27 protein-coding genes and 1 tRNA gene are annotated in these 25449 nt (G+C 44.6%); 9 read left to right on the top strand and 19 right to left on the bottom strand.

Features of this window, described 5'->3' with window-relative positions:
- From IPL83_02655 to IPL83_02605, 11 genes are all read right to left on the bottom strand, one after another.
- Positions 1-627, bottom strand: a complete 627-nt coding sequence (locus IPL83_02655; protein ID MBK9038055.1) for a hypothetical protein — start codon at positions 625-627, stop codon at positions 1-3.
- On the bottom strand, positions 624-1577 hold the full coding sequence (locus tag IPL83_02650) for a TrbI/VirB10 family protein (GenBank protein MBK9038054.1): 954 nt from the start codon (positions 1575-1577) through the stop codon (positions 624-626). Before IPL83_02650 ends, IPL83_02655 begins: the two co-directional genes overlap by 4 nt.
- Before the next feature lie 62 nt (positions 1578-1639).
- Complete coding sequence (locus IPL83_02645; GenBank protein ID MBK9038053.1) at positions 1640-2137, bottom strand: hypothetical protein; 498 nt, start codon at positions 2135-2137, stop codon at positions 1640-1642.
- Entirely contained in the window at positions 2134-3264 is a 1131-nt protein-coding gene (locus IPL83_02640; GenBank protein ID MBK9038052.1) for a hypothetical protein, read from the bottom strand. The genes IPL83_02645 and IPL83_02640 overlap by 4 nt, the downstream gene beginning before the upstream one ends.
- Positions 3261-3974 carry a hypothetical protein gene (locus IPL83_02635; protein ID MBK9038051.1) on the bottom strand — a complete coding sequence of 238 codons (714 nt, stop codon included), beginning with the start codon at positions 3972-3974 and terminating at the stop codon, positions 3261-3263. The genes IPL83_02640 and IPL83_02635 overlap by 4 nt, the downstream gene beginning before the upstream one ends.
- Positions 3971-4219 (bottom strand): hypothetical protein, encoded by a 249-nt coding sequence (locus tag IPL83_02630; GenBank protein ID MBK9038050.1) that lies wholly within the window; start codon positions 4217-4219, stop codon positions 3971-3973. The genes IPL83_02635 and IPL83_02630 overlap by 4 nt, the downstream gene beginning before the upstream one ends.
- Positions 4216-6312 carry a hypothetical protein gene (locus IPL83_02625; protein MBK9038049.1) on the bottom strand — a complete coding sequence of 699 codons (2097 nt, stop codon included), beginning with the start codon at positions 6310-6312 and terminating at the stop codon, positions 4216-4218. The genes IPL83_02630 and IPL83_02625 overlap by 4 nt, the downstream gene beginning before the upstream one ends.
- Positions 6313-6314: 2 nt before the next feature.
- On the bottom strand, positions 6315-6599 hold the full coding sequence (locus IPL83_02620) for a hypothetical protein (protein ID MBK9038048.1): 285 nt from the start codon (positions 6597-6599) through the stop codon (positions 6315-6317).
- 62 nt (positions 6600-6661) lie between these two features.
- Positions 6662-6964, bottom strand: coding sequence for a hypothetical protein (locus IPL83_02615; GenBank protein MBK9038047.1), 303 nt, complete (start codon positions 6962-6964; stop codon positions 6662-6664).
- Positions 6965-7228: 264 nt separating this feature from the next.
- The gene (locus IPL83_02610) at positions 7229-8410 is read right to left on the bottom strand and encodes a hypothetical protein (protein MBK9038046.1); all 1182 of its coding nucleotides are present in this window, start codon (positions 8408-8410) and stop codon (positions 7229-7231) included.
- A 108-nt stretch (positions 8411-8518) separates the two neighbouring features.
- Positions 8519-8605, bottom strand: a tRNA-Leu gene (locus IPL83_02605).
- 189 nt (positions 8606-8794) lie between these two features.
- On the opposite strand from IPL83_02605, the gene IPL83_02600 reads away from it, so the two are divergent.
- The 4 genes from IPL83_02600 to IPL83_02585 all read left to right on the top strand — a co-directional run bounded on the left by IPL83_02600 (position 8795) and on the right by IPL83_02585 (position 12389).
- On the top strand, positions 8795-10729 hold the full coding sequence (locus tag IPL83_02600) for a serine/threonine-protein phosphatase (protein ID MBK9038045.1): 1935 nt from the start codon (positions 8795-8797) through the stop codon (positions 10727-10729).
- 130 nt (positions 10730-10859) lie between these two features.
- On the top strand, positions 10860-11360 hold the full coding sequence (locus IPL83_02595) for a hypothetical protein (protein ID MBK9038044.1): 501 nt from the start codon (positions 10860-10862) through the stop codon (positions 11358-11360).
- Entirely contained in the window at positions 11354-11740 is a 387-nt protein-coding gene (locus tag IPL83_02590) for a hypothetical protein (GenBank protein MBK9038043.1), read from the top strand. The genes IPL83_02595 and IPL83_02590 overlap by 7 nt, the downstream gene beginning before the upstream one ends.
- A complete protein-coding gene (locus IPL83_02585) occupies positions 11730-12389 on the top strand; it encodes a matrixin family metalloprotease (GenBank protein ID MBK9038042.1) in 660 nt (219 codons plus the stop codon). The genes IPL83_02590 and IPL83_02585 overlap by 11 nt, the downstream gene beginning before the upstream one ends.
- Here IPL83_02585 and IPL83_02580 read toward each other — a convergent pair.
- Genes IPL83_02580 through IPL83_02570 form a run of 3 tightly spaced genes read right to left on the bottom strand, consistent with a single transcriptional unit; the run spans position 12363 to position 16189 of the window.
- The gene (locus IPL83_02580) at positions 12363-14873 is read right to left on the bottom strand and encodes a cation-transporting P-type ATPase (GenBank protein ID MBK9038041.1); all 2511 of its coding nucleotides are present in this window, start codon (positions 14871-14873) and stop codon (positions 12363-12365) included. The two genes, IPL83_02585 and IPL83_02580, sit on opposite strands and share 27 nt — an antisense overlap.
- On the bottom strand, positions 14870-15406 hold the full coding sequence (locus tag IPL83_02575; GenBank protein MBK9038040.1) for a hypothetical protein: 537 nt from the start codon (positions 15404-15406) through the stop codon (positions 14870-14872). The genes IPL83_02580 and IPL83_02575 overlap by 4 nt, the downstream gene beginning before the upstream one ends.
- Before the next feature lie 57 nt (positions 15407-15463).
- Entirely contained in the window at positions 15464-16189 is a 726-nt protein-coding gene (locus tag IPL83_02570; GenBank protein MBK9038039.1) for a cytochrome b/b6 domain-containing protein, read from the bottom strand.
- Between the two features lie 200 nt (positions 16190-16389).
- Between IPL83_02570 and IPL83_02565 the strand changes: the two genes are divergently transcribed.
- Positions 16390-16647 carry a PepSY domain-containing protein gene (locus IPL83_02565; protein MBK9038038.1) on the top strand — a complete coding sequence of 86 codons (258 nt, stop codon included), beginning with the start codon at positions 16390-16392 and terminating at the stop codon, positions 16645-16647.
- A 135-nt stretch (positions 16648-16782) separates the two neighbouring features.
- Here the strand turns inward: IPL83_02565 and IPL83_02560 are convergent, their stop codons facing one another.
- Genes IPL83_02560 through IPL83_02550 form a run of 3 tightly spaced genes read right to left on the bottom strand, consistent with a single transcriptional unit; the run spans position 16783 to position 19745 of the window.
- A complete protein-coding gene (locus IPL83_02560) occupies positions 16783-18426 on the bottom strand; it encodes a cupin domain-containing protein (GenBank protein MBK9038037.1) in 1644 nt (547 codons plus the stop codon).
- Between the two features lie 15 nt (positions 18427-18441).
- Positions 18442-19068 (bottom strand): HAD-IA family hydrolase, encoded by a 627-nt coding sequence (locus IPL83_02555; protein ID MBK9038036.1) that lies wholly within the window; start codon positions 19066-19068, stop codon positions 18442-18444.
- A 35-nt stretch (positions 19069-19103) separates the two neighbouring features.
- Positions 19104-19745 (bottom strand): GNAT family N-acetyltransferase, encoded by a 642-nt coding sequence (locus IPL83_02550; GenBank protein MBK9038035.1) that lies wholly within the window; start codon positions 19743-19745, stop codon positions 19104-19106.
- A gap of 387 nt (positions 19746-20132) precedes the next feature.
- Between IPL83_02550 and ppk2 the strand changes: the two genes are divergently transcribed.
- Positions 20133-21215 (top strand): polyphosphate kinase 2, encoded by a 1083-nt coding sequence (gene ppk2, locus IPL83_02545; protein MBK9038034.1) that lies wholly within the window; start codon positions 20133-20135, stop codon positions 21213-21215.
- Between the two features lie 53 nt (positions 21216-21268).
- Here ppk2 and IPL83_02540 read toward each other — a convergent pair whose 3' ends face one another.
- Positions 21269-21469, bottom strand: a complete 201-nt coding sequence (locus tag IPL83_02540; GenBank protein ID MBK9038033.1) for a hypothetical protein — start codon at positions 21467-21469, stop codon at positions 21269-21271.
- Positions 21470-21482: 13 nt separating this feature from the next.
- Positions 21483-21872, bottom strand: a complete 390-nt coding sequence (locus IPL83_02535; protein ID MBK9038032.1) for a hypothetical protein — start codon at positions 21870-21872, stop codon at positions 21483-21485.
- A gap of 452 nt (positions 21873-22324) precedes the next feature.
- On the opposite strand from IPL83_02535, the gene IPL83_02530 reads away from it, so the two are divergent.
- The 3 genes from IPL83_02530 to IPL83_02520 all read left to right on the top strand — a co-directional run bounded on the left by IPL83_02530 (position 22325) and on the right by IPL83_02520 (position 25444).
- Complete coding sequence (locus tag IPL83_02530; GenBank protein ID MBK9038031.1) at positions 22325-22531, top strand: helix-turn-helix domain-containing protein; 207 nt, start codon at positions 22325-22327, stop codon at positions 22529-22531.
- 250 nt (positions 22532-22781) lie between these two features.
- Positions 22782-24554 (top strand): hypothetical protein, encoded by a 1773-nt coding sequence (locus IPL83_02525; GenBank protein MBK9038030.1) that lies wholly within the window; start codon positions 22782-22784, stop codon positions 24552-24554.
- A complete protein-coding gene (locus IPL83_02520) occupies positions 24551-25444 on the top strand; it encodes a hypothetical protein (protein ID MBK9038029.1) in 894 nt (297 codons plus the stop codon). The genes IPL83_02525 and IPL83_02520 overlap by 4 nt, the downstream gene beginning before the upstream one ends.
- The last annotated feature ends 5 nt before the right edge of the window (positions 25445-25449 follow it).

The raw sequence follows: 25449 nt of genomic DNA, 5'->3' as shown, positions 1-25449 counted from the left end.
CTATTTACCTTTTTTGTTATCGTCTTTACTTTTTTCCTCTAAAAAATATTGGGGGTCTTGAGTGCGAGTAATAAATCTACCCGGTTTAATGATCTCCCAGACAGAATGCTTCGAGATCACTTCCAACTCTCCCCGCTCAGGTTGCAAGAAGCGTTTGCGAAAAATGGGGTAGGTCCATCTTGTATCATCATCCAAAGTAATTGCGAACTTTCCTATTTGGCTACTAGGCAACTGATAAACGAGGCTTTCACTGTTTTGCCCTTGCTCCATCTGCCTTGAGAACTCAGACTGCATCTCCTCAGGATCACAAAGTCTATATCGGGCATATTTTCCCGACATCTCAACCTTTACGTCTTCCATCTCCTGATAATGCCAATACAAAGCACCACCAGTAATAAGGCCAAGCAAAATAGCACCCACAATCGTATCTTGGGTTTCGTACTGCCTTTCTTTTCCATGATAAACAAGTTGATTGCTCAGACCTGCTCCAACTATAGCTCCAGTAAACATTCCACCTGCTATCGATTTCCCATGGGTCGCACAACCAGCTTGAATAAAAATTAACACAGAAAAAAGCAGTCCTAATATTGGCCTAACCCACGCCCGGTTCAAACATTTTTTTGTCATTTTGCTCCCTTTTCAGACAACTCATATCGGCTTGTCAAAGCCACAAAAACACGTTCTCCTGCTGGTACCACAACGTATTCAATAGCGCGATTGCGAATATCCCTCAAAATCTCCTCAGCTACTTGAAATGAAGCTGTACTGATCCCCGAAAGGACTTGGTTACTGAGATCATGTTTTGGCTGTAGCCCGTAAACTGTAGATTCCCTCTCGCGAGAAGCATCGGCAAATCCGCTTAAGAATCCAAAAGCCAAGGCCGTTCCGTAATTTTGTAAATCATCCGAAAAATACAGCCCATCTAACTCGGGCAGCGCATTTCGCGATAAGGCGAGCCCAGCCAATCTGGTCTCAATCCCACTTGGCAAGACGAGAGTATCAAATTCAACAACAACTCCCTTCAAAACTGGATTAAGCCTAGCTCTCCCGATCAAACGAGACCCCTTTGGAATTCTTCGTTTCATGTCCATACGGTATTCACTTGTCGTCTCAGCCAAAACAAAGGTCTTTGACACCGAGGTCTTGATAGGTGTGATCAATCGAGCCTGAAAAACCGCTCCTGTCGGAATGTAATAATTTTTATTTTCTACGTTTACCTTCGTAAAACCTTCTCCGGGATCAATATCGAGAACTTTCACTGAGGCATTATCTGGACCAGCATAAGCCTTTCTAAGCCCAGATTCTTTCAGACCACCCTTTTCACCAGGTGACGATGGGCTTTCCACTTGGCCTGCAGGGGACATAGCAGTCTGCCTAAGACCTTCAATTTCTCCCTGAAGCTGCACTGCTTCAGCTTTCAGTCGCATTAATTCCGCAAGAAGGCTCACCTCTTGAGCCTTCTTTATATCCTGTGCTTTTTGGGTCTTAATACCGCTCTCTCTGTATTTCAACAGCAAAACAGCTCCAATAATCAAAGCAATGCTTATCGTAGAAATTCCAAAAATAATTTGAATCAATGATCTCCTCTGAGTCCTCCAGACTGACGAACTCGTGGGCTCCTTTAGTAGGTCCTCAAGACTCATAAGCCACAGCCCTTCTTGAAAAGCTGTTTCACCATGACTATGTAGTCCGCTTTATTTTTTTCTACAAATCTCAGCTGAAACATCAACTGGTTGTTATTGTCAAAAAAAACAAAAAGATTGGTCTTGAGGGATTTATCCAATTCCGAAGCTAGCCCTTTGGGGGAAAGCTTCTTGTTTTGCGAAGACTGAAGGGCTTCAATTTCTGAAGACTCAACAAATGGGATAATAGCAAGACTTCGAGGAGACAAAGAAGTTGTGGTAATTTTAAAATGCTTTTTATCTGCATAAAGGGTCACCTTAGGCTCCTGTTCCAAAACAATTTGAGTCGTCATGCCCAAGCCTAGGTTTACCTGAATGATGTCACAAGAACTGGCGGATACTTCACGAACATCTGTACCAGCCTGAGCGACACCGTCCAACAGACCCGCCGATTTAGCAGTAAGAAAAACAAACACAAGACTATAAATAAACAAGGTAAAATATCTTCTCATCATTCATGATCCTTACCATCATGGTCTGGGCTTCTTCTCAAATCTTCCTTTGCTTTTTTTGCCAATTTCACGAAATTCGACTGAGGCCCCTCTCCTCCACCCTTTGCCTCATGCTTTTTATGATGCTCACCATTGTTTTTTGGCGGGTGCCCGTCCGTATGCGACGGCTCAGATCCGTGGTCGGATGCTTCCTCAATTACAGTTTCCAATTTCCGTTCGAACAATTTTTTCTCCTCCTCAAGAGTTGTCACTTCATGTTGGTGTCTCGTACTTTTCGCAAATTCTCGAACCATCAATGTATTATGGGTTAAAGCCTCCCATTTATGAGGCACGACTGGGATACCGACCGAGGCAAGAGCCCTACTCGAAAGTGAAATTCCAAATATAGCTCCCAACGCACGAACAGTTGGAGGAAACATTGAGGCACTCAGATGACCAGCAAATTTCTGGGTAATACGTGGAACGAAAAAAATCATTACCGATAGGACCAACGACATAAAATAGACACTGGCTTTTATATAGGAGGATGAAGCTTTTCCGCTTACAATATCAGGGGCTATAATGGCCACCAAAATTGCGAGAGTTGTTTGCCATAAGAATAGAACAGCGATTTCCTTTATGACATCTAGAAAATTTTCAATCTCATCAGACAGGATCCCCTTAGCTAGAACAAAGGGACCCAAAACCGCAAAAAAGAAAAAATAGATCATATAGAAAGCATAAATGATCCAATAGGATAAGTTAGGCAGTCCTCTAATCAAAAATTCAAGAATACTAGACCCTAAATCAACCTCTGGAAAACCAAATCCATTCCATTCTATCTGAAATATATCGCGAATCAAAAAGGTGTTAAAAATATCCACCAGATTTTTTGTAGACAACATAATATGGGGCCAAAAAGATACTATGACTATAATAATAGGGATATTCCACAGTTTCTTTTCTAAATGCGCATGTTCGAATCTTTTTAAAGCGAGTATTCCAATTGATATCATCAAGAGTAAAACCATGAGCAGGAAAGACGGTTGAATGAGCTTTGGAGCGTAAACATCGAACCAGTCTGCTGGTAATCCAAAGGCTCCTTTGCTGATTGGAAAAACCTCTACAATTTGATTCGCACCAGTACTCATTGTCGAGGCGCCTGTTGTAGTTTTTCGCTTTGCATTTTGGAACCATTAACTAGCAATTGCAAAATATTTGGACCTTCGTCCTTCAACCTCATAGACCTAAGTTCTTCGCGCATAGCATGAATAGCAGAGAGGAGTTCAGTTAACTGGGCCGACACACGAGTGCTGGCCTGCCAGCTTCCCAACTGTGCTTCTACCTGAATCTTAGGAACAAGCCCTGGTTGGGCGGATTGCAAAGCCTTTTGCAAAACGGACTGGCGAGACAAATCGCTATTATTAGCTTGTACACTCCTCTTTTGAAAGGCTACCACATCATCAAAATCATTCTTAACTGAAGTCTCTTGACCATTTTTTTCAATAGCTGGTCGATTTCGTTCTCTGACCTCCATGCTATCAGAATATGTTTTTTTAAAATCACTCTTAGACTGTAGCTCTAGCAAAGCTTTGGAAAAGGCCTCAGTTCCCTGAAATTTCTCAATAGAATCATCAATTCCTGTAGATAACCTCTGGAGCATAACGCTGACATTCTGTATAGACTCTGAATCTCTCTTTTCATATTTAAGCATTTCTCGCAAAGATTTGATCTGTTCTTCAGACTTTTCAATAAGCTGCTGGAGCTGAAGCGACTGAGGCGAAATGACTGCCTGAGCCTGGACCGGATAATAAGAATGCATGAGTCCCATAGGCAAAAGGAGCAAAACAGAAAGTCTCACTTCACAACTCCTTGTTTAGTTTCGACGAAATCAATCATACTTTGTTGAAAATTTTTACTGTGTTTGCCGATCGAAGCGGAGAGAATCTGGCCATCTTCTGGAGCTGTTGTGGCTAACCAGTATTCCAATTCACTGGGTACATGACGTATAACGGTTTTATCGGTATCACGAATGAGGAAGATGTCAGAATAAGCGCCTTTTTTCCTACTTAAAGATTCAATGGCCCACTGATCTACTTGGCTCAATGAGAGGACTTCAGAATAATTTTTGGATTTCCACGTTGCTGAAGAATAGCTTTGGAATATGTATTTTGCAAAATGCTTGAACCGGCCAAACTGGATGTGACTTTTTCTAGATCTTGGACAACAATCACAGCGCCCGCAAAATACTTGCGTAGAGTTGAAACAAGCTCATCTACAAACAATGGCTGAACTTTCAAAAGTGAAAAGGCAATCTCATCTAAAACAATCCAAGAAAATCGCTTTCCATCCGTTTGACGAATACGAGCCCAAAGGCTTGCACAAACTATTAGTTGTACCACTCGTGAAAGGTCTTCAAATTCAGTAAGTCCTTTTAAATCAAAAGCTAGAATCGATCCACTATTGCCAACCACTTTGTCATTGTCCAAAAACTGACCAAAGAAATTATTCTTCGCCCAACGTTCAAGCAGCATTATCAATCGGCGCGCCTCTTTAGATGAAACTTGACCGAGCAAACTGATTAAATACGAAATGGGATGTTCTGGAAGCTTTTCCATTTCAAAGATAATTTCAAGACTCTCCGATAGTTGATGTCTAACCTCTATGGAGGGAAGTTGGCCATCGATTCTGCACATCTCAAGGAAGATTTGAAAAATGTGTTGGCGTCGCATTCTTTCTTCACCAGGATCTTTGCTCTTTGGTAGAAAAAATGGGCTCAACTCAAATCCTTGACCAGGTTCCAGACTTCTCACTTTCCCGCCAAGAAACTGAGTCAATTTATTATAGGAGCCACCAATATCCACAATAAAGATATTAGGGTCGATTGAAGCACTCTGAGCCAAAAGGGAATTTACAAAAAAACTTTTTCCTGATCCGCTAGTACCACTTACCAACCAATTGTAGTTAGCTGATTGATTTGCAACAGGGTCAACTCCATACAAAGTCCCTTTTCGCGTCTGAAAAGTAGCCACTGATTTTGAGTCTCCCTGGCTGGGTCGAAAAAAAGGTAGAAAGTGAATTGCATTTGATCCCAAAACCGTGTGGGTTCGCAGATTTTTACCGGAAAAACCGGGAATACACTCTAAATAGGCATCAAATGTTCCCAAGCTCACTTCATCAAAATCACAAAAATCCATTTGTGACCCTGCACGCATTACGCTGGCCAACGCCTTGCGATGAAGTGAGACCAAATGTTGGGGAAACCTCAACCCCAGCGTCACTGTCATTTCAAAAATTGCTTCCGAACGGTCAGCCAAATTCCGAAGAACCTGATCAATCTGCTCCATCTGGCTTTCAATTTGTGGCGACGGACTTGACCGATTAGATCTTTGAGCGTTGAGCAAGTTTCTCTTTCTTTCAAGTCGTGAAATAATAGGCCGACTGTCTCTGCCCTTTATCCGCACACTTAGATCTATTGGGTAGGGCAAATCCGTCAATGCCTGAATCATTCCGAGCTCGGTATAAGACTCGGGCAATTTCGTCATTTCTAAGGCTCGAAAATTATCACCATTAACTTGAATATGACCAGCCTCTATTCTTAGGTGTGGCCACTCAGGCTGCTGTAGCTCTGTAACGGAGAGATCCTGAACACTGCAATTGATTTCAGTGATAATCTTGTCCTTATCTAGAATCCCGATAAAAAAACCAAAGGCCCTCAACTGAGATTGTACGAGTTGCCGTCTTTCTTCGATAGCGTCTTCATCCAGTTCTTCCCTCGTCCAAAAGGTGATGATTATTTTTTGGGATAACAGCTGAGGTTGATCCTCGCCCATTCGCGAGACTTGATCGGAAAGTCTTTCAAGCAAAATGCGCCTTCCATAGGGATTGTCAGATAGATAAATTTGATTAAATTGGTCTTCAATCCAGCGCGTAAATTCCACTCTCTTACGAAATACGATTTGAACTTCCTCTTCAGGGGACAAACGCAGCAAAGTTCGCCAATCGTCATGAAGCAACTTACGCTGGTCCGAAGACAAGAATGATCCATCCAATCCTCCGGCTTCAAACATAAAGCCAGTGGCCTTTTTTGAATAAATAATTCCTTGCTCAGTAATTCTACTGACGTTCCAAAAGTCACGCAGAGAAAAAGGCAATGGTGCTTTTCCCTTTAGCTTAAAAAATTCAAAAATATTTCTCAAATCTACTCCACGATAAATCTAAATATTAATTTAGAGTAAATCTCTTTAGGAAGTTCCAAGAAGCGAATTAATCTCGGGACAAAGTAATCACCCAAAGAGCGGCGGACCCAAATCAACAAGCATCCAGTTACTACTGTAAAAACCAGAGCCCAAATCCTATGAAGTCCAATAAAGCCAGCGAGTTCTCCCCCTCCTACGAGAAAGATGCAAAGAACAGTTAATTCTGCAGAGTTAAATCCCAAGATTTGAAAGGGCCGATCTAAATTTCGATAAACTGGCGAACGCATAAAACACCTTACTTTTCAGGGTTTAGACTCACCCAAGCAACAGGGGCTATCAGATCAGTTATTTATCTAAAATAACTAATAATGAGCTGGGCTGCATTGACCACCACAAGCCCAATTATCCCGTAGATGAGCCTGGCTACACCTGAGCCATCTCCCTTAGCAATCAGGAACCCCGACCAAACAACAAATCCAACTATTAAAATATTTATAATCCTGACCAAACTATTGATGGTGTCGCTTATCTGGCCTTCTAGTCCACTTTGCCCTAAAGCTACAAAACCAATAAAATTTAATGCAACCATAAAAATCAGGCAAAAAAACAGAGAACACATAGGGTTAAAATTATTCATTCTGGAATTTTTCATTTTATTAACTCACCTAAACTTTCTCCAGATGTGACTCCGGTTCCAAATTGGCAATCAGAAAGAAAACCTCTGCAAAAGGTGGACCCGGATCAACTTAGATCCCCTTAGATTGGGTTCGATTAAACAGCTCCTCATAGGCAGGAAGGAATAAATTTTACAGAACTATGGAATCAGTAGACACCTATACTATAGGGCCCCTGTACCTGACTAAAAAGCACAATAGGCGTCAGACTTAGGCAGACATTACGATAAGCTGTACTTTTTTTACTTTGTAGAAGTTTGGCTTGAACTGGCTTCGGTCTTTTTAGAATCAATGTGCTTCACACAGCGAAATCCTACATAGCCATATCCTGCTGGGGCAGATGGTTGATGATAGAGGCTCGCACTGAACACGCCCGCTGGCCTACTAAAACACGACCATCCACCTCGCACAATTGATCCTAGATTGACTTCAATCTCCGCATATCCCAAGCCATAATATTGATTTGACCTCTTGCCATGCATATAGAAACCCTGAGGGCCAAATAGCGCTTGCCTTGCCTGCATGCGATTAACTGATCTGCCTGTGGCCCCGCCCCACTCAGTAAACCGAGAAATCTCTGTGGCCCTATCATCGTTATCATAATGGTAATATTTATAGGAATTCAGCTCACCTTTGACCCACTCACCAACATTTCCAGAAAGGTCCCAAACAGCCTCTCCACTAGGAAGAAACAAGGTTCTCCGCTGGCCCCTTCCCATTTTCAAGTTCTGATAATCATTGTTCATAGTTAAATCAAAATGATCTTCACTATTCACGACGGGCAGAGCTGTCCCTGGAACACAATCGGAATTACCAACATACATCATCTCTCTACCAACATTTTCACTTGTCCAATTATCCGAAACAAGTTCTAAGTTTCGTGCCAAGGTCTGCCATTCATTGTTAGAGATGAGATCATATCCTTCTCCCAAAGCCCGGCATTCTGTCTCTGCAGAACTTCGATCAATACTTACCCAGGGAGTGCCACTCGGACGAGATTCCGCAATATATTCGGGCTTATAAGGAGTATTTCCATCATCTACACCCCTTATCTTCATCTCATAGGCTGCCACGCAAAAATCCTCTGAAGCATAGGAGCTAATTCCAGGTACTCCCAAATAGTTCTCGGGGCATTTTAAATATGAAATTGATCTGAACCTGCTCACCTCCAAGGCACCTGGCTCGCTAGGAATTTTCAAAGATCTATCGGGAGTGGAATCTGAATCTAATTGAGGTGCTTTATCATTTTTTGTTCCATTTTCTGGTTTCTCTTCTCTCTCTTTCGAATCTGTTGGACCCCCTTTTCTCTCCTGAGTTTGATCTGCTAATTCTTCGCTCTCTCGAAGTCGCGAACAAGACACCAATGTATTGAAAAGAAAGAAACCCAATACCGGAAAGAGAAATACCATATTCTTGAGTTTCAAATATATACCCCTGGTTAGTAGCTCCCCGAGGATACATGCAAGTGCCTTGCCAAAAAAATGATTCGTTTAAAAGTAATTTTTGCACGTTCGAAAAACTTCGAACAAAACTGGTGCGGGTAAGAGGACTTGAACCTCCACGAGATTGCTCTCACTAGAACCTGAATCTAGCGCGTCTACCAATTCCGCCATACCCGCTCCCATCAAAAGAGCCCGTGCAGTCATAACACGACCGCACCCAGACTTTCAACCAGTCAGATTCAGGGCAGTTGGATTTTAGCGTTTTCAGCTGATATCCAATCAATATCAGAACTTCTGACACTAAGTATTAGACCCTAAAACGCCGATAGATAAAATGGTGTCGAAGTGAGATCCATCGGAGTCGAAATGTCTAGCCTGCAGGCAAAATTAAATCCTCAAGCTGTGTCAACGCCTTTCGCGGTCGCTTTGATCATTGCAAAAAATGAAGAATTCAATCGTTCTATCATGAAATATCTTTGGCAAAACGGTGTCGATGCACTTCTCACCTCTTCTCTCACAGAGGCGCAGTCGATGATTGTCCAACATTTGCCGGACTTTGTCTTTCTTCCCTATGACCATAACGATTACCAACTAGTGGCCTCCTTTGCCAAAAAATTTAGCCGCCTTAAGACGACTCACTTCATTGCCTATGCAGAAACCGAATTACCAACGGCCGTAGCAAGAATTACGCAATATCAAACAAAAAAATCACTCCATCCCCCAATTACAGGTGAATCGTTTTTAAAAATTATCCGTGCAGCAACTAATCAAAGCGCTAATTGGTCAGAACTTCGAAACCAAAAGGTCACTCTTCTCAAAAATGTCGACGTTAAAAGGACTATCGATATTCAGACGATCAACAATGCCCTCTCTTACATTTCAAAAAAGTTTCCGAAGCCAGACTCAAGTAAACCCACTCAAAGTTTAAGCTCTATCGCGCGCCTCACCTGCTCTATTATCACAAGTAGTTTCTTTACTGGATACCTCGTTGGAACCCTAGCGGGTGATTCAAAGGATGAAATGAATTTTCTCGAGTTATTTGCTCAATGTTTTCGAGATTTCCTCAAGGAGAAGGGGTTTCATTTAGACGAAATGAAGCTGCATCAAATAAGAATCCGAAAAACTAGTTTTTCCAGTTGGGCTACGGCAAAAACATCCACCAAGCAATTTGGCCTGTACGGCAATCAAGAAATAGGCCTTGCTATTTTTGAGATTCCATCTGGTACTTTTGATCTGGTTGGCCCCATTGAAAAAGGCATGGCTCCTTTCGACGTAACCAAAATTGAAATAGATTCCCCTTCTCCCGTAAATCTCCACCTCTACTCGGAGACACTTGCTCGGTACACTGCTATTCTAAAAAAGGGGCAGATTGTTACAATCGAGGACAGATCAAAACTCGCAGAGAAAAAGATATCCTATCTTTATGTGCATCAAGATGAAATTTCGGACCTTCAGTCACATCGTCTCCAATCGCTCATTGACGAAAATATCGAGGATTTCAATTCAGAGGTCAGAGCAAAGGATTTGGCAAACAAAAATAGAATGGAACAGGAGCTGGAGACGGCCAAGACCGTGCAAGATGCACTATTTCCAAAGCCCAACTATGAAGACGATTTCGTCAAAATCAAGGGACACTACCGTACCTCGAGCGAATGCGGAGGAGACTGGTGGTATTACAGCATCGTCGGAGACAAGGTGTATTTGTTCATTGGAGATGCCACAGGTCATGGCGTACCCGCTGCCCTGGTGTGTAGCGCAGCGAAAGCCTCGGCGAGTCTTCTTGTCCACTTCCCAAATCTGACTTTGGATGGACTGATGTCAATCCTCAACCATGCAATATACGGGACCACGCAGGGAAAAATCCTTATGACTTTCTGCCTTGCCTGCGTTGATCTAAGGACAAGCGAAATCACAATATGCAATGCAAGCCACGAAGCTCCTCTAGTTTTTCCGCTCAAGACGAACCTCAAAAAATCGGATATTACTGCTCTCACCGCGACTCCAGGACCTCGACTCGGAGAGGGACTCAAAAGTCCCTACACTGTGGAGAAGTGGAAAATTGATCTCGCCGACCGTCTCTTCTTCTACACTGATGGAGTCACAGAACTTGAAAATGAAAAAGGCGAACAATGGAATGAACAGCGGATGACGAGATCACTTCTCAATGGCTTCCAAAAAGGACCCGGCATCGAAGCCGCATACGCAGGTTTGAATTCCGACATAGAATCCTTTCGAAATGGCACTCCATTTGTCGACGATGTGACCTACTTCATGGTGGAGTTTAAAAAAATCAAGAATTGATTTCAAATCGCCATGCCAAAGTCCAGATGAGTCCGGCGATTTTCTCTGACCAACTGATTTGAAATTCAACTCCAATATCGTGGGAAGTTTTTCCCTACCCAACTGAATCTCCCCATGGAAAACTACTGCTGTGGCAGTATCAAAAGCTTTGTCGTTTCTATTCTTCTTTTCGATTGGTCTCTCGGCTCAGGCTTCCCTTGAAATTGGAACTGGCTCAACATCGGCTACTGGCGGTCGATTTGTTCCCGCACTTGCTATAGGAATTTCAAATTCGAGCTGGGGGATTTTTGCTTCATCCACAGGAGTGGCAAATCAGTACTACTTTCAATCGAATTATCAATTGTCATATTACTGGATTCACAACAGTGGCACCATGTGGGGTGGCGTCATCTCTCCAGGTTTTGGAGTCGGGACGATGTACACGGTTCGCTCCTTCAAAGATGAGGGCTCCACAATTGAACTCAAATCTGATGATTCTGCCTTGGGACCGGCGCTTCGATTGCACTGGATCTATTTTGATTCGATCTATATAGGTTTGGACGCCATGTGGGGAATTCGAAACATGGCAAATATTGTTGGGCTTGCCTATCAAGACTACGCCTGCTTGTCGTTTGGAATGAAACTATGGTGAAGTGGCCACTGCTCTCTTCTCTCCTCTTCTCTCTGCTCCTTTGTCCCATGGTGGCGCAGGCCAAACAGCGTGATTTTCACGCACTTGCAGCCTTTTCAACGAATTTTTCCTTTCCTGGCAGTATCCGCGTCGGATGGGGACAATGGGAGCTTGGAAGATTGACTCCATTTTCCTACGGTTTTGATAAGATTTTCGATATGACAGACCACACCTACACGAGCTTTGGCTTCGCAGCTTCTTCACATGTGGGATTGTATGGAGGAGTTGGGTTTTCCTATAGCTGGTATGGATTTGGTATTCGTGGCGAACTTACGACGGTCTTTGATGCATCTGGATTTTCACAGGGCTTGGGAATTCTGGGGGTGACATATGGTTTCTAAGAAGACCGTTTTTTTTCTGTCATTGGCCATCCTCTTCTGTGTCGGCTTTCGGCATTTTCCGAACGGAAATGCATGGCTCCTCGACAAATCAACGACCTCTGGGTCAAAGATCTTTGTCACTTATCCTTACGGTACTCGAGTGATTGAAAACGATTTGCCAGCTGACGATCCGGCGGCAGGTGTCTCCACGATAACGATCGACAATGTGATGACATCTATCTTCAACGACTATAACAATATTGCGGCCTCATTCCTCATCCTCGCCAATGAAAATGACCCCGATTTTGCGGGAAACTCAAGCAATCGCATGATCACAATTTCGGAGGCCGATCCCAACGGCGCTTTTTCGGGAGGCGATGCTCAGCAGTCTCGCTCAGAGACTCATGTCATTGGCTGCACGATCAGAATGAAGTCTGAAATTTTCCAAAAGGCAAAGGTCTTGGTTGCTAGCATCACCCACGAAATTGGCCACTGCTTGGGCCTCGATCACCCGCAGGAAATAACCAGATCGGTGATGTCTTATTTCAATTCACCAGACAATGTTCGTTTGCAAGCGGATGACATGATGGGGATCACATACTTATACCCTACAATCTCTTCAAAGGCGACGGAGAGCGCGACTTTAGGCATGTCCTGCGCCAGAAAGTAGCGCTTTTGATCTTCTGCTATTCATGCACCTCAAGAAACCTAGCGAAGCGATAATTGTTGGGACAATAGTTGCTATGACTAGCCAATCACTGAATCGTAAGGGAACCAAATGGAGAAACTCCAAATGATCCGAACACTGAATTAATGCCACCGAAGATAAAACTGTCATGCAGGACAAAATATTTGCGACTTGTGACCGAAAGCACGGCAGATAGAAGGTTATGCCTGCGCTCCAAGATGTCAGAAGGGCCATTGCCATGGATCGCGCCTGCTCTGGGCTGGCATAATCCGATAGACGAGATAAAAAAACCCATCCCAAAGCAAAGGAAAATACAATTCCAATAAAACAGATCGTTAAAATTTGATAAGGTGAAAAGAAAAACTTCCGATTTCTGACTTCGTCGTGATTGGCCGATGCCACGGTCTGGAATGCAAAGAGCGCCGTAGGATGAATCACGAGTTCCAGCCAAACAATATGAACTGGAAGATATACCAGCGGGTATCCTATCAATGGCACAATTGCGGCGCCCAACACAAGAGGGATATGAATCAACAACAAATATTCAAAACTCATCGCCAAGTTTCTGAAGAGTTGACGCCCCTCACGGATCGCGTTGACAATTGTGCTAAAGTTATCGTCGGCGAGTATTATTGACGAAACTTCCTTAGCGCTTCTTGTGCCCCGCTCACCCATCGCAATCCCAATATCAGCAGCTTTCAAGGCTGGAACATCATTCACGCCGTCGCCGGTGACAGCAACAATTTCACCCGCAAGCTTTAAAGCCATTACAATCCGATATTTCTGCATCGGCGTGCAGCGAGCGACCACATCGATTCCCTTTAAAAATTTAGGATTTTGATTGAGGCAATCCAGTTCAAATTTAGCTGGATCGTCCTCAGCAGAAACAACGATCGGAGTTCCCAATGTTAATCCTGCATCTTTAGCAATGGCTGCCGCAGTCTCCGGATGGTCGCCAGTCAACATGAGAACACGTATTCCACTTTGACGACAGTAGGACATTGCTCCTGCCACCTCTGGCCGGGGTGGGTCCTCAAAAGCCAATAAACCACAAAACTCAAATCCCGAATCTGGCTCGTTCTCTTGTTCCAAAAGAACATTATGTTTCTTTGCAATTCCGATGACCTTGTGTCCTGTTTTTGCCCATTCAGTGATTCTCCTGCTCCAATATTCTCTATTTTCAGGCGTGATAACTGACATTGCGAGAATGTTTTCGGGAGCACCCTTCACACAGGCCATGATACTGTTGTCCGACTGCCGAACAAACCCAGTTTCCCGCTTGCGATCTTCTGTGAAGGGAACCGCCCTCAAGCGTATTGGGAGGGGTATACCCTTCTCTCGAGCCACCTCATGAATTGCAAGATCGAGGGGATCGATACTCGAACTTGAAGCAACAAAAGCAGCACTTAACAATAGATCAGTGTTTCCACTGACTGGATCAAGATGAGTGAGCGTCAATCGACCTGCTGTAATTGTTCCCGTCTTGTCAGTGCAAATTTGTGTGATACGTCCGATATTCTCAACGCTAAGGGCCCGCCTCACGAGAGCGCGTCTCTTTGCCAGCCTATAAATGCCAACACCTAAAAAAAACGTGAACACCACCGAAAACTCTTCGGGAATGGCGGCCACCGCCAGCGTCGCGGCACTCAGCAGCGCGTCTAGCCAGCCATGACCTTGATAGACTCGAACCAATGCCAGCAGTCCGCACAAAAATGCTGCCGCAATAATTAAGATTTGGATCAAACGGTTCATCGACTTTTGCAAAGGAGTACGTTCGTGCGGCATGCGTGAAACGGATTGAACGATCTCGCCGTAAGAAGTTTGAGAGCCCGTGAGTATGACTCTCAGCAATCCAGAACCTGCCAAGATTCTCGTTCCTGCATAGCCCAGCGTGTGAGCTGGTACTTTTACTTCCCGATGAGATGCGAGAGAAAAAAGATCCAAGTCTATCTGTTTTTTCTTGATGGGAAGTGACTCCCCAGTCAGAGCTGATTCGTCCATTTGTATATCCCGAGAGACTTCGAATATTCCGTCCGCAGGCAGAAGTATGCCTTCACCGACAACGAGGAGATCTCCCGGAACGATCTCACGAGAATCTATCTCAACGTCCCTAGAATCTCGTCTAACCTTGATGCGCGAGCTCATTTGACCTTTGAGCAAAGCTGTTGATGCTCGGGTTCTCCAATGCAAAAATGCGTCCATGAACAAAAGTGGAAAAACTGCAAGGAATAGTGTAATCCCATCCGCAACTTCCCCAGTGAGAAAGAAAACTGACCCAATTCCAATAAGGAACCAAATCATCGGGTCCTTTGCTGTATCCTGAAAAAGCTCAATCCAAGGATTTCCTGCCACCTCTACGATATCATTTGCTCCAAATCGCAAACCTTGTGCCTTGACTTCAGAAATGCTGAGTCCCCCATCTTGTTGTTCCAGTCCGCTGAGCGATTCCAATGAAATAGTCTTCATTGCTTACCAACGTCCTCACTTGCCCTGGAGGCCGGCAAGAGCAAATCCTCAAGAAAAAAGGCGGAGAGCTCGGAACGACCCGCAATTCCTGCCTTTGCATAAACAGCCATTGATTGAACTCGCGCTGTCTTTTCAGTTGTGTTTCTAACATGAGCAACCTCTTTGAGGCTCAGTCCCTTCAACAAAAGAAATGCCACTTCCTTTTCTGCCAGACTGAGGTTCCATTTAGAGAGCTGCTGGTCAATGGCTCTGGCCAAGCCATCGACATATTTACGGGAATCAGCACGCCATGCATTCGCCTCCGTTTTGAACGCAGAAAACTCCTTCATTTCTTTTTCAAGGCGATGACGGAGTATCACTGTTCCTCGCAAAAGGTAGAAGACCCCGGCCAATGCGACAATTCCAATGGTACCTTCAATCAGAATATGCCAAAGGATGACACCCTCGCGTGAATCAGTGAAGACATCAAATCCAACGAGAACTGCGATCGCACAGAGAATTCCTGCTATAGCAAATCGTTCACGTTGTTGCACAAAATCCCTCGCTAATCGTCGTCGCCATTTTCCACACTTTCATTTTTTTCGTCTGTATCATTGATTCGCTGAATACCTTCTTCGCCTTCTTTTTCGGCTTTTTCGTTTTTCGCCCAATTGCAGGCTTGTACCAAAAAAATTGAGTGTCCGGTTCAGACTGTCGAAGTTACCTGCAAGATAGGTTGCAAATATGAAGACCAGTCCAACAAAAAGTAAGGCAACTCCAGGTCTAGAATTCGAAATAACTTCAGCAACCGGAATATCCTTCTTCTCTCCATCAATCATCGTCATGGCAATCCCATCCCGATGGCGAAGCGCGTGCACGACAACTCCGGCGATATGCATTAAGACAGTGATTAGAAAACCGTTCGCCAATAGCTCATGAAAATCTTCAAACGTCTCCTTTTCTCCACTGGCCATCAAGTAGCCAGTGAGCCCAAGCCCCAAGGCAAAGCATAGCATAGCTATCGTTGCCCAACTAGATGCGGGATTGTGGCCAGCCCACCTTCGCTTGTCACCCGACAGTATCCCTGAAAAATAGGCCACCAAGCTCTTTGGATGAAGGGCAAAAGAGGAAAATTTAGAGTGTTTTGTTCCGACAACCCCCCAAAGGATTCTCAGTAAAACTGTAAATCCCAGAATGAGACCTGCCAGCATGTGATAAGAAAAAACGAGCGACTCATCATCCACGGTTTTTGCGATTAAAAACGCTGTGACGAAGAGACCAGCAAAAAGCCAGTGAAATATCCGCGTCGGCAGATCATAAACAAGTTGGTTTCTCATGTTCATTCCCTTCATGACGCACTTATTGTGCGCCCGATGGCAACACAATCGTCCTTATTCACTCTTCTGACTATTGGTCGAATGGCCTATGGACCATAAATCAACCACTTAGGCTATTTGCCCAATGGTCAAATCTAGCACATTTCGATACGATTTGTGCAGGACGGGAATCAACTCGTCGCGCCACACAGGAGATGAAAATGAAAAAATTCGTTCTAACGATGGCCCTCTTGCTCGTGGGAGGGGTCGCACACGCCAAAAAAAGCTGCACCGATCAACCAAAGGACAAATGGATGAAAGAGGAAGATCTCAAAAAGCGCCTCGAGGGGGAAGGCTACAAAATCCGAAAATTCAAACAGCCAGGAACCTGTTACGAGATTTATGGAACCGATAAAGACGGAAAAGACGTGGAAATCTATTTCAATCCAGTCGATGGCGCTATTGTGAAGGGAAAGTAAATTAAAGCCCTCGTCATATCGATGTTTTCGATATTTTTAATATTGCAATTGGACATACCGCCAGCGGTGGTATGTCCGCGTAATTTCCTCGTAGGTGTTTCTAATGAGACCAAGAGCCCCTGAGGAAGCTCTCCATCACAATCGAAATTTCACAGGTATCGTTTCTGTCCAGCGTCGCTCTACGCCGATCGACTCTCCGAAGTGGATCATTTCGTCCCAAGTCACGTCCTTCTTCTTTGATACGACAAAATGTTTGCCCTTGAAGAGCACGTAAAGCTTGTTGCCCAAGTCGCTAAAAAAGTGAATGTACCACCCACCGTCATCAATAGCCGCTTCGAGTCGAGGGATCAACTCACCAAGACTGCGCTCATCGAGACAGTACCTGTTTATATTCCAAACCTTCGTCTTCTCATTGGGCATCTCTGCCCGGCGGCACTTGATCTTGAATGGCTCAAGAGCATTCAAAACGGACGTATCATGGAGACTTTCGACGATGATTTCTCCGATGTAATTGAGCGGTCCCAGTGCCTCAGATCCACGAAGTCTGTCAGGCAGGCCGTCATGGGGACCATGGTTGTGCTTGGGAATATCGTGCCACCAAGAGTCCTTGCACTCTTCGCGCCGACTTGGATTCAAAGGATAGTAGATTTTGTTTTCCTTCTTCGAAGACTCGCCAACGACGAGGAGCCTAACGTCTGAATCAGTATTGTTGATAAAAGTGTGACTGATTCCGGTTCCGCTTGGGAAGCCGACCGCATCGCCAGGATTTAGCCGATAGAGATCACCGTTGATCCAAGCTTCGGGGTTACCCTCTATAACATACACAAACTCTTCTTCGGCACTCTCGGCATGAGGCCATGAAGTTCGCCGACCGGAAGGTAGGAGTTCATGGTGTATCCCAAGTCTTGTCAGCCCAAACTCTTTTGCAAATGGGGAGCCAATCGAGAGGGACTCCTTCGTTCCTCGGTAGTACGATGATTCAGGTCCTTCCTGGATTTCAGAGTAGTGCTTAATAAAATTGGGACGTGAAACCGCGTAGTAAACCTGAGTGTCATACTCTATCCGAACAAGGCCGTTTCTCTGATGTTTTTCAAAAAGATACTTCAGGGCCGAATGCATTTGGGAAAAGCGCGGGTGACTCTCATTGGGTGCATACGAGGAAGACACCAGACGACCTAAAAGGCCATCGAAGTCAAAATCTTGGTGGTTGATAAAATGCTGAACTTCAAAGGCGCCCATAAGGTCCCGAAGGCAGGCTTCGCCAATGTTCTTATGCCTCACTTGCTTGTAGTCCAGACCAAACAAGGTTATGAGGGCCTCATATTCTTCGGCAAACGGCGTTCCAGATATTTTTCTATCGTTCCAGATGAGAACAATTCGACCCTCCTCTTTTAGTATTCGATGAAACTCCTTCTTTGTTTGATTGGGCTCAAACCAATGAAAGGCTTGGGCTGCAACGACGAAATCCGCAACCTTATCCTGAAGTCCCGTATTTTCTGCTGTGCCTTTCAAACTATAATAATTTGAATAACCACTGAGCGCAGTCTCAGCGGCCATCCTCATCTCGTTGTTTGGCTCAACGGAGAAGACCTTGTTTCCATTTTTCAGAAACATCTCAGATGAAATTCCAGTGCCAGAGCCAATGTCAGCAACAGAACTCGCAGAATTGAGCCCCAGTCGATTGCTCAAGAAAGAAATAATTTCGCCGGGGTAACCTGGTCGGTATTTGACGTAGTTCCCAACCCGGTCGCTAAATCTTTTTGTGAAATCAATTTCCATGCTTTCCCTCTTCTTCTATAAACCCAGTGATTTTACCCATTCAAAAAATTGCGTGGAACAAAAAAATTGTCTTTGAGCATTTGTGCAAACATCATGATCCCAATAATTGTGCCAGCTCGCTCTGATGGGGAGGGCTCCAAATGTTTTTGCCGCCTGCATGTCGTGGTCATGATCTCCCACCATGACTACTTCTGAGGTCTCGCACGAAAAAAACTCTTGAATTTTAAAAAGCCCTTCTGGGTGGGGCTTTCGCCTCGACACGCAGTTACCAGAAACAACATGATCAAAATACTGAAGAAGCCTGTTTTCATGTAGAATCAATTTTGCAGATTCTAAATCGCGACTTGTCCAAACGGCCATCTTCCGATTGCTATTTGCCAACCAAGCACACATCGAGTCCATCGCGCGGTATATTGAAACTAAGCTGGCTTCGCTCTCGCTTTTTTCTTGAAGAACCTGCATGGCGCGAGTCGCTTCCTCAGCAGGCAACTGAGACGAGAAGATTTCCAATGGATGCATTCCGATGAGATGCTTCTTTTCAACCCGGGAAAAATTTTGTCCGAGAAGAGTTTCAAGCGTAGAGAAATAGTGACCAAAGGAATCTGTTAAAGTCCCATCAAGATCAAATACCCAGTACTTCAATTACTGCCAACCCACTTTCTTGTTTCTAAGAAGGTTCAAGTAAGCTTCTTTTCCAAGACAATTTTACAACCGCCTTCATTCGACTCATGGCAACCAATGACTTCGAACCCGTGCTTCAGGTTCAAAATGAACATCTCACGGAAACGGTTCTGCGTCTTGGTTTGAACTCTCTTGTAGCCCTGTTTACGGCACCAATCGTGTTGGGATTTCATGAGATCAGAAGCAATACCGATTCCTCTAAATTCCGGAACAACCCCTCCGAGCCAACTATAAAACTCCTGGGAATCTTGTTCATAGCCAAGTTTGAATCCTACGACCTGATTATCCACGAGCGCGGTGACGAGATGAAATCTATTGTGATTTTTGAATTTCGAATAGAACCAATTAGCATCCCACTGACCGAACGCCTTCTCAACAACAGGAACAATCTTCTCAAGATCAGCATTCGTGACTTCGGTGGTTTGATCGAGAGTCAATGGAATAGGCATAAAACGTGGCACTGATTGACCATCAAACTGAACTGACTCAAAGAACATCTGCTTTGGACGAACCCACATTTTTCCCAGCGCATTTTCATAGCGAGTTTCGTAAATAACGACTTCATCGAGCGTTTCGCTATGCCTCGCTTCTCCGAGGTATCTGTAAGGTTTGTTTTTGTAGTGACGATACAGCTTCATCTTGTGTGATATCTCACCTTTAGTTGGAATTGCGTAACCGCTTTCTTGAAAGAATGACTGACTATGCCGCCTTTCTTATTTTTCTGTCAACGGCTTCCATTTGTAGCTTTTCATTTTTTTCGTTCACTGTCTTGAGTTGACTAGCTGCTTGGCGTGTACCAAGCATACGTGCCAATTCAGATGCCTGTTGTTTTAACTCTAGAGTTAACTTAGCTTTTGAAGCTTTTCACACAAACTTCTTCCCTTTGTGCTGGACACAAATGAACTAATTTTGGATTCCTAAAAAAGGGAGGAATATGCCAATTTATACCATAAGTAGCTGACAACTGTAGCGGTTTTTGGCATATTTTCAACTTACTCGATTGGCGCAAAGGAGTCGGTTTCATTATGGCCAAAACAAAAAAGCGTGTTACAAAAAAAAGAGAACCACAATTCAAGACGACTGACATCGTTTCTATTAAAGATGCGCCACTAATGAGCGAGTCCTCATTGAAAAAATTTGCCGTTCATGAGGCCTTAGAGTCGGCCGAAGGAACAGAATCATCTTTTATAGATTCCTATTTCACCCAGTACCAAACTCGCGATCTTCGGCGGTTATTTAGACGTGTGATTCATATGCGTGAAGATCAAGAGCAGCTTCAGGGGTTTGACCCGGATTCGGAGCTTGCTGAAAATTGGCGTAAGGGTGGATATCCTTACAAAAACAGAATGCTACGTCGAACTTACGAGAAGCAGAAATTTCTGTTACAGGTTGAACTTTTAAAGCTACAGGCATGGGTTAAAGAGACCGGTCAAAGACTTGTGATTTTGTTTGAGGGACGAGACGCCGCCGGAAAAGGTGGCACCATTAAACGTTTTATGGAGCACCTTAACCCGCGTGGTGCACGAGTTGTTGCCCTGGAGAAACCGACACAACAAGAGCGCGGGCAGTGGTATTTTCAACGGTATGTTGAGCATTTGCCTACAAATGGTGAGATCGTTATGTTCGACCGCTCGTGGTACAATCGCTCGGGCGTCGAACATGTTATGGGCTTTTGTGATGGAAACGAATATCAGTTGTTTCTGAGACAATCTCCTGAGTTTGAGCGCATGCTAATTAGCAATGGGATGCATCTTATAAAGTTTTGGTTTTCGGTGAGTCGTCAGGAGCAAAAGCGCCGGTTTAAAGAGCGTGAGCGTCACCCACTCAAACAGTGGAAGCTAAGCCCTGTGGATATGGCTTCACTTGATAAATGGGACGAATACACTCAGGCCAAGGAAAAGATGTTTTTTCATACCGACACAGCAGAATCCCCATGGATTGTTATTAAGTCAGATTGTAAAAAGCGCGCTCGTTTAAGCGCTATGCAGTGTGTTTTAGAGCGTTTCAATTATTCGAATCGCGAGAATGGGAACATTGGCTCTCTCGATCGCCTGATTGTCGGTCGAGCCCATACAATCTATGAAAAAGGCGAAAACCCGGGAATATAATTGACTGGAGTAGAACCGAAATTGGTTATGGGGAGCTGCCCACATCCGAGAGTTTATTTTTGAACAAAATCCCTTGAAGCCGCTCCAGTCCCAACGCCGACACAGAGAACGCGTGCTTTTGCTGGAGCACTTTTCAGAACCAGGCGAATCAGAAAATGCATGTTATCGGCAATAGGTGCTAGTTGCCGATTTTTTTCATCATAAACTTTTGCAGCTTCTGTGAAGTGATCGATTACGCTGGGATTGGTTTTCATTCTAAATCTCCTGCTAGGGGACGAGCTCGATATGGTCCGGTTGAGGTGACGTGGACCTAATATCAACATCGCCCTCAGACCCTGGCCACAATTTCTTGTACGACTCCAGCCACATTTCATAGTTCTGTTTTTTAATTTCATTTCGAGCTGATGTTTTGAGATCAGCCAACTGGTCCATTGCAGCCTTGCGAAGACGAAACAGATCCATTTCATTGTCCGAGTTACGCTGGCTATAACTGAGAACCGACAATAGATCGCGAGCGTGAATAGTGAGTTCTTGGCCATTGAGCAAGTAATCGTCAACCCAAGCTACTCGAGTTCGGTGCGCGCCCTCTAACTTGTCCAGCGAGGCTTTTACGGTGCAGCGCTGAGCCTCATTCAGTGTGAAATTCAAAAGGTGCAAGTGTGCCTCCTACTCACCGCCGGTGAGCATGGAACATTTCCCACAGCAAATTTTCGATTTTCTGAATCGTGCGCCAATCGTGGACCCTCACCCTTTGGGAAAGCCACCGCACATGCGAACCTGTAGGAGGTTCGCATGATTTTTTGATTTTCATTTTCCGAATTGTTTTCAGTTGCTTGACCAATTCTTCCAAGTTCGAAATTGGTTGCGGGGAACTGTTGCGCACCCGCAGGTTTCTTCCAAAGTATGGGTTCGCGCCGAAAATGACAACTCCATACCTATATAATATCGCGTGGCGTCTAAGTATTTGTAATCAGAGACAAAAATTAAATATCGGAGGTAGTGCTAGATACAATACTGAGCGACAAAGCCCAGCGAGAGGTATGGCTCAGACCGTCTTTACTTGTCTGTAATAGTCTCAGACAATTTATCAGGACCGTCATGGAGGGCTTATGCCAAATGTTGAACCTTGGTGCTCAGTTGAGGAAATCGCACGACACTTAGGCGTCTCGAAAGAGACTGTCTATCGGTGGCTCGATAAACGAACGATGCCGGCCCATCGCATGGGCAAACTTTGGAAGTTCAAACCATCGGAAGTAGACAGCTGGATCAAGAGTGGCGGCGGCGAAGGAACAGAAAGTTTGGAGGCTCAAAATTGAGCTATGCGCCCACCCGCGAAGACGTTTTGAAGCTACGCTCACCAGAGGCTGAATGTCTTCTACAGACCGTATTGTGGTGCCGCGCAGACCTCCTTAGAGCCAGCAAGAGCACTATTGATCAAATTGAGCAAACTACAGTCAGGCGTCGACATAGAGAGTTTGTTCAAGATGGAGGCCTTGAACTGACCGTTAGACTGCCAGGTTCAGTTCAACTTCAGCATCCACTTTCAAAGCACAACGGGGTGTAAAAATGACTAAGACTCCGCGTTCACCCGACGCTATTTCCAAACAGGAAATCAAAGAAAGGCTTGTTTCAGCTCATCAGAAAGGTAGCGTCGGTTTCATAACTGAACTTTTAGCAATCGAACAAATGCTGCCATACGGGGATCAAGGTTTTATTGAGGCTGCTTCTGAGTATGTTAACGAGCGGGCCGCCGACATATTTCAAATTGCAAGTGATGCAATTGCTTCCGGTCAAGACGTCTTTCGTATCGCTCACATCGTTCCGATCTTCCCTTTGATTGAGCTGATTGAAGCAACTTCGCTTCTGTCATTTCTCAGAATTTACGATGAGAAAACCGAAAACGATATGATGAGTGGTCAATTGTTCGAGCCAGTTCGAAAACGCGCCTCGCTTCAGAAAGACTGGGCAAGGAACCTTGAGAGCGTCATTTTGGAGAAGGAACAAAAGCGATTCTATTCCTACCTCTTAGCCATTTATCTCGGTTTTTCAGATTCAGATCTGAGCTTCGGCTACGGCAAAATTAAGACGGCGTATACTTCCGAAGTGCCAGAGCTAAGAGGAATTGGACTTAGAGGAATTGCTATATTGCCAAAGCTGTCTGACGAAGAAAAGCAAGAGTCTTTCAAAGTGCTTATTCTGAGTGCCGACAGTTCCGATGAGGCGGTCGCCTGTAATTCGGCATTCTCGATCGCGCGTCTTCACTCGGAGAGCGAAGACCTAAATCGCAAGAGAATCGAGTTATCCAAAACCTCAGTTCCCGCTGTCAGATTTGAAATCCTGAGGCAAATCCAATTCAAACAAGGGACGCTCACGCCGGACGATATTCAGATCGTCAAGAATCTTTGTGTTTACGATTTGAGTTTGAAAGGAATTTCGGATTCGCTCGACAACATCATATATTTTCTCATCACTAAAGGCGAAGCTGATGCAGTCAGGGATATCTTGAATACATGGGTCGCTTCTCATTCCTTTGAAGAGCACGTTAGCTGCAATTTTCCAGAAATATTTGATTCTTCAGCTTTTGAGATGCTCAAGAATCGTGATCTGATGCAGAGGCTTATCACGGATTGGTTCAATGCGGATGACTCACGCTTTCATCACGTCCTGCAAGAGGTCATCTCTTACATGGGAGTCCATGGCACCAAGACAATTGCATTGGAGCCGGCAGCTGTAAGTTCCTGGACGGACGATGACGTTTTGTATGTCGTGCGCAAAGTCTTAGGGTTTGTTCATGATTTCGATATTTCGATCTCACTTATTCTCTCAATTCTAGATCGCGAAATCTTGTCTGGCAAAACTGCTGGCGTTATTCGCTCAGTTCTTGTCGAACATATCGGAGACAATTACCTGGTCAGAACAATTGATCGTCTTAACTCTGAAATTCAAAATGCAGTTGCTGGTAGCACCAAATTCAAGACTCTCTCGGACGCATTACAAAGACTTCAAGAAAAGTTGAGCGCGAAGTCAGCTCTTTCCCGACGTGATGAATTGATGCCGAATGCGGCCCATGAAGCAGAGTTAAACAGAGCATTTCACAAAAGTATGAATGCTTCCATGAAGGAGGCGCGCAAAAAGTCTGTTCTCGGAAATTTATTTTCTCAGATCACCGTCAGAGATGCGTTGTCGACTTTCTCATACACACACGGTGAGTTTAGGCCGCCGTCGAAAATGGGCTCATTCTCACACGGCATTGAGCTTCCTAAAAAGGACGTGCTCGACGAAGTTGGTGCATCCTTCGAACGAGCCGGTTTCAGGCTTGCAAAGCGAGGTGAACAATGAGGCTGCTCATACAAGAGTACGTAGGGATGATGAAGGAAGAGGTCGAGCTCGAGTCGGTCGTTTCGGCTCTTGTCACATCAATGGGCCTCGACATCCGGTCGCTCCCTCCAAAAGGCGTAAGGCAGGATGGAGTCGATTTACACGCGATTGGAGTCGATCCAGACGACAATCAGAAGAAGAACTTCCTGATAACCATTAAGCAAGGGAACATCACGAGATCGGTTTGGGACGGCAATAGCCAAGCTGTGCGAGCAAGCCTGAATCAAATTATCGACGTTTATGTGCAAAACAAAATATCGGTAGAGGATAAAACCTATCCGATGAAAATCATTTTGTGTTGTGGTGGTGAGCTGAGACAAGAGATTCAAGCTGATTGGACTGGGTATCAGGTGAGTAATTCATCAAAGGGCCTCCAGTTCGATCTTTGGAACGGGAGTAAACTGTCTTCTTTGATCGAAAAAAACCTTCTAAACGAGAATGTCTTCTTCGAGGACGTGCGCAAAAAGATGCGCCGAACACTAGTTGTGCTATCGGATTATGGTTACGACCTTGTCCACTACCGTGAGATGCTCAACCAATTCCTTTTTAATGATGATTGGAAGAATTTGACTGGCGCGGCTATAGAAAAGAAAGCGCTAAAAAGTCTTTCGACCATTCCGGTCTGCCTAGGAATGATTCACGAGTATTCAAAAGAATCTAACAATTCCAAGCATCCGCTTATGGCCGCAGAGTTTGCATTACTGCGAGTCTGGGATTTCATTCGAATCCACAAGTTGGAACAGAACGAAAAGGTATTTGCAATTTATCATCAGCTTTTTGCCATGTACGAAAAGTTCGGCGCAGAGTATTTTGAAAAAACAAACCCCATGCGTACGTACCAGATGGTATAACCATT

The organism is Bdellovibrionales bacterium, from assembly GCA_016716765.1.
Taxonomy (GTDB): domain Bacteria; phylum Bdellovibrionota; class Bdellovibrionia; order Bdellovibrionales; family UBA1609; genus JADJVA01.
This window is presented reverse-complemented; position numbering and strand designations above follow the sequence as displayed.

Coding starts and splice junctions, on each gene's coding strand:
- IPL83_02590 (MBK9038043.1), top strand. CDS start 11,354: ATGGTGAAGTGGCCACTGCTCTCTTCTCTCCTCTTCTCTCTGCTCCTT.
- IPL83_02520 (MBK9038029.1), top strand. CDS start 24,551: ATGAGGCTGCTCATACAAGAGTACGTAGGGATGATGAAGGAAGAGGTC.
- IPL83_02580 (MBK9038041.1), bottom strand. CDS start 14,873: ATGAAGACTATTTCATTGGAATCGCTCAGCGGACTGGAACAACAAGAT.
- IPL83_02620 (MBK9038048.1), bottom strand. CDS start 6,599: ATGCGTTCGCCAGTTTATCGAAATTTAGATCGGCCCTTTCAAATCTTG.
- IPL83_02570 (MBK9038039.1), bottom strand. CDS start 16,189: ATGAGAAACCAACTTGTTTATGATCTGCCGACGCGGATATTTCACTGG.
- IPL83_02540 (MBK9038033.1), bottom strand. CDS start 21,469: ATGAAAACCAATCCCAGCGTAATCGATCACTTCACAGAAGCTGCAAAA.
- IPL83_02600 (MBK9038045.1), top strand. CDS start 8,795: ATGTCTAGCCTGCAGGCAAAATTAAATCCTCAAGCTGTGTCAACGCCT.
- IPL83_02645 (MBK9038053.1), bottom strand. CDS start 2,137: ATGATGAGAAGATATTTTACCTTGTTTATTTATAGTCTTGTGTTTGTT.
- IPL83_02530 (MBK9038031.1), top strand. CDS start 22,325: ATGCCAAATGTTGAACCTTGGTGCTCAGTTGAGGAAATCGCACGACAC.
- IPL83_02615 (MBK9038047.1), bottom strand. CDS start 6,964: ATGAAAAATTCCAGAATGAATAATTTTAACCCTATGTGTTCTCTGTTT.
- IPL83_02640 (MBK9038052.1), bottom strand. CDS start 3,264: ATGAGTACTGGTGCGAATCAAATTGTAGAGGTTTTTCCAATCAGCAAA.
- IPL83_02560 (MBK9038037.1), bottom strand. CDS start 18,426: ATGGAAATTGATTTCACAAAAAGATTTAGCGACCGGGTTGGGAACTAC.
- IPL83_02565 (MBK9038038.1), top strand. CDS start 16,390: ATGAAAAAATTCGTTCTAACGATGGCCCTCTTGCTCGTGGGAGGGGTC.
- IPL83_02585 (MBK9038042.1), top strand. CDS start 11,730: ATGGTTTCTAAGAAGACCGTTTTTTTTCTGTCATTGGCCATCCTCTTC.
- IPL83_02550 (MBK9038035.1), bottom strand. CDS start 19,745: ATGAAGCTGTATCGTCACTACAAAAACAAACCTTACAGATACCTCGGA.
- ppk2 (MBK9038034.1), top strand. CDS start 20,133: ATGGCCAAAACAAAAAAGCGTGTTACAAAAAAAAGAGAACCACAATTC.
- IPL83_02655 (MBK9038055.1), bottom strand. CDS start 627: ATGACAAAAAAATGTTTGAACCGGGCGTGGGTTAGGCCAATATTAGGA.
- IPL83_02525 (MBK9038030.1), top strand. CDS start 22,782: ATGACTAAGACTCCGCGTTCACCCGACGCTATTTCCAAACAGGAAATC.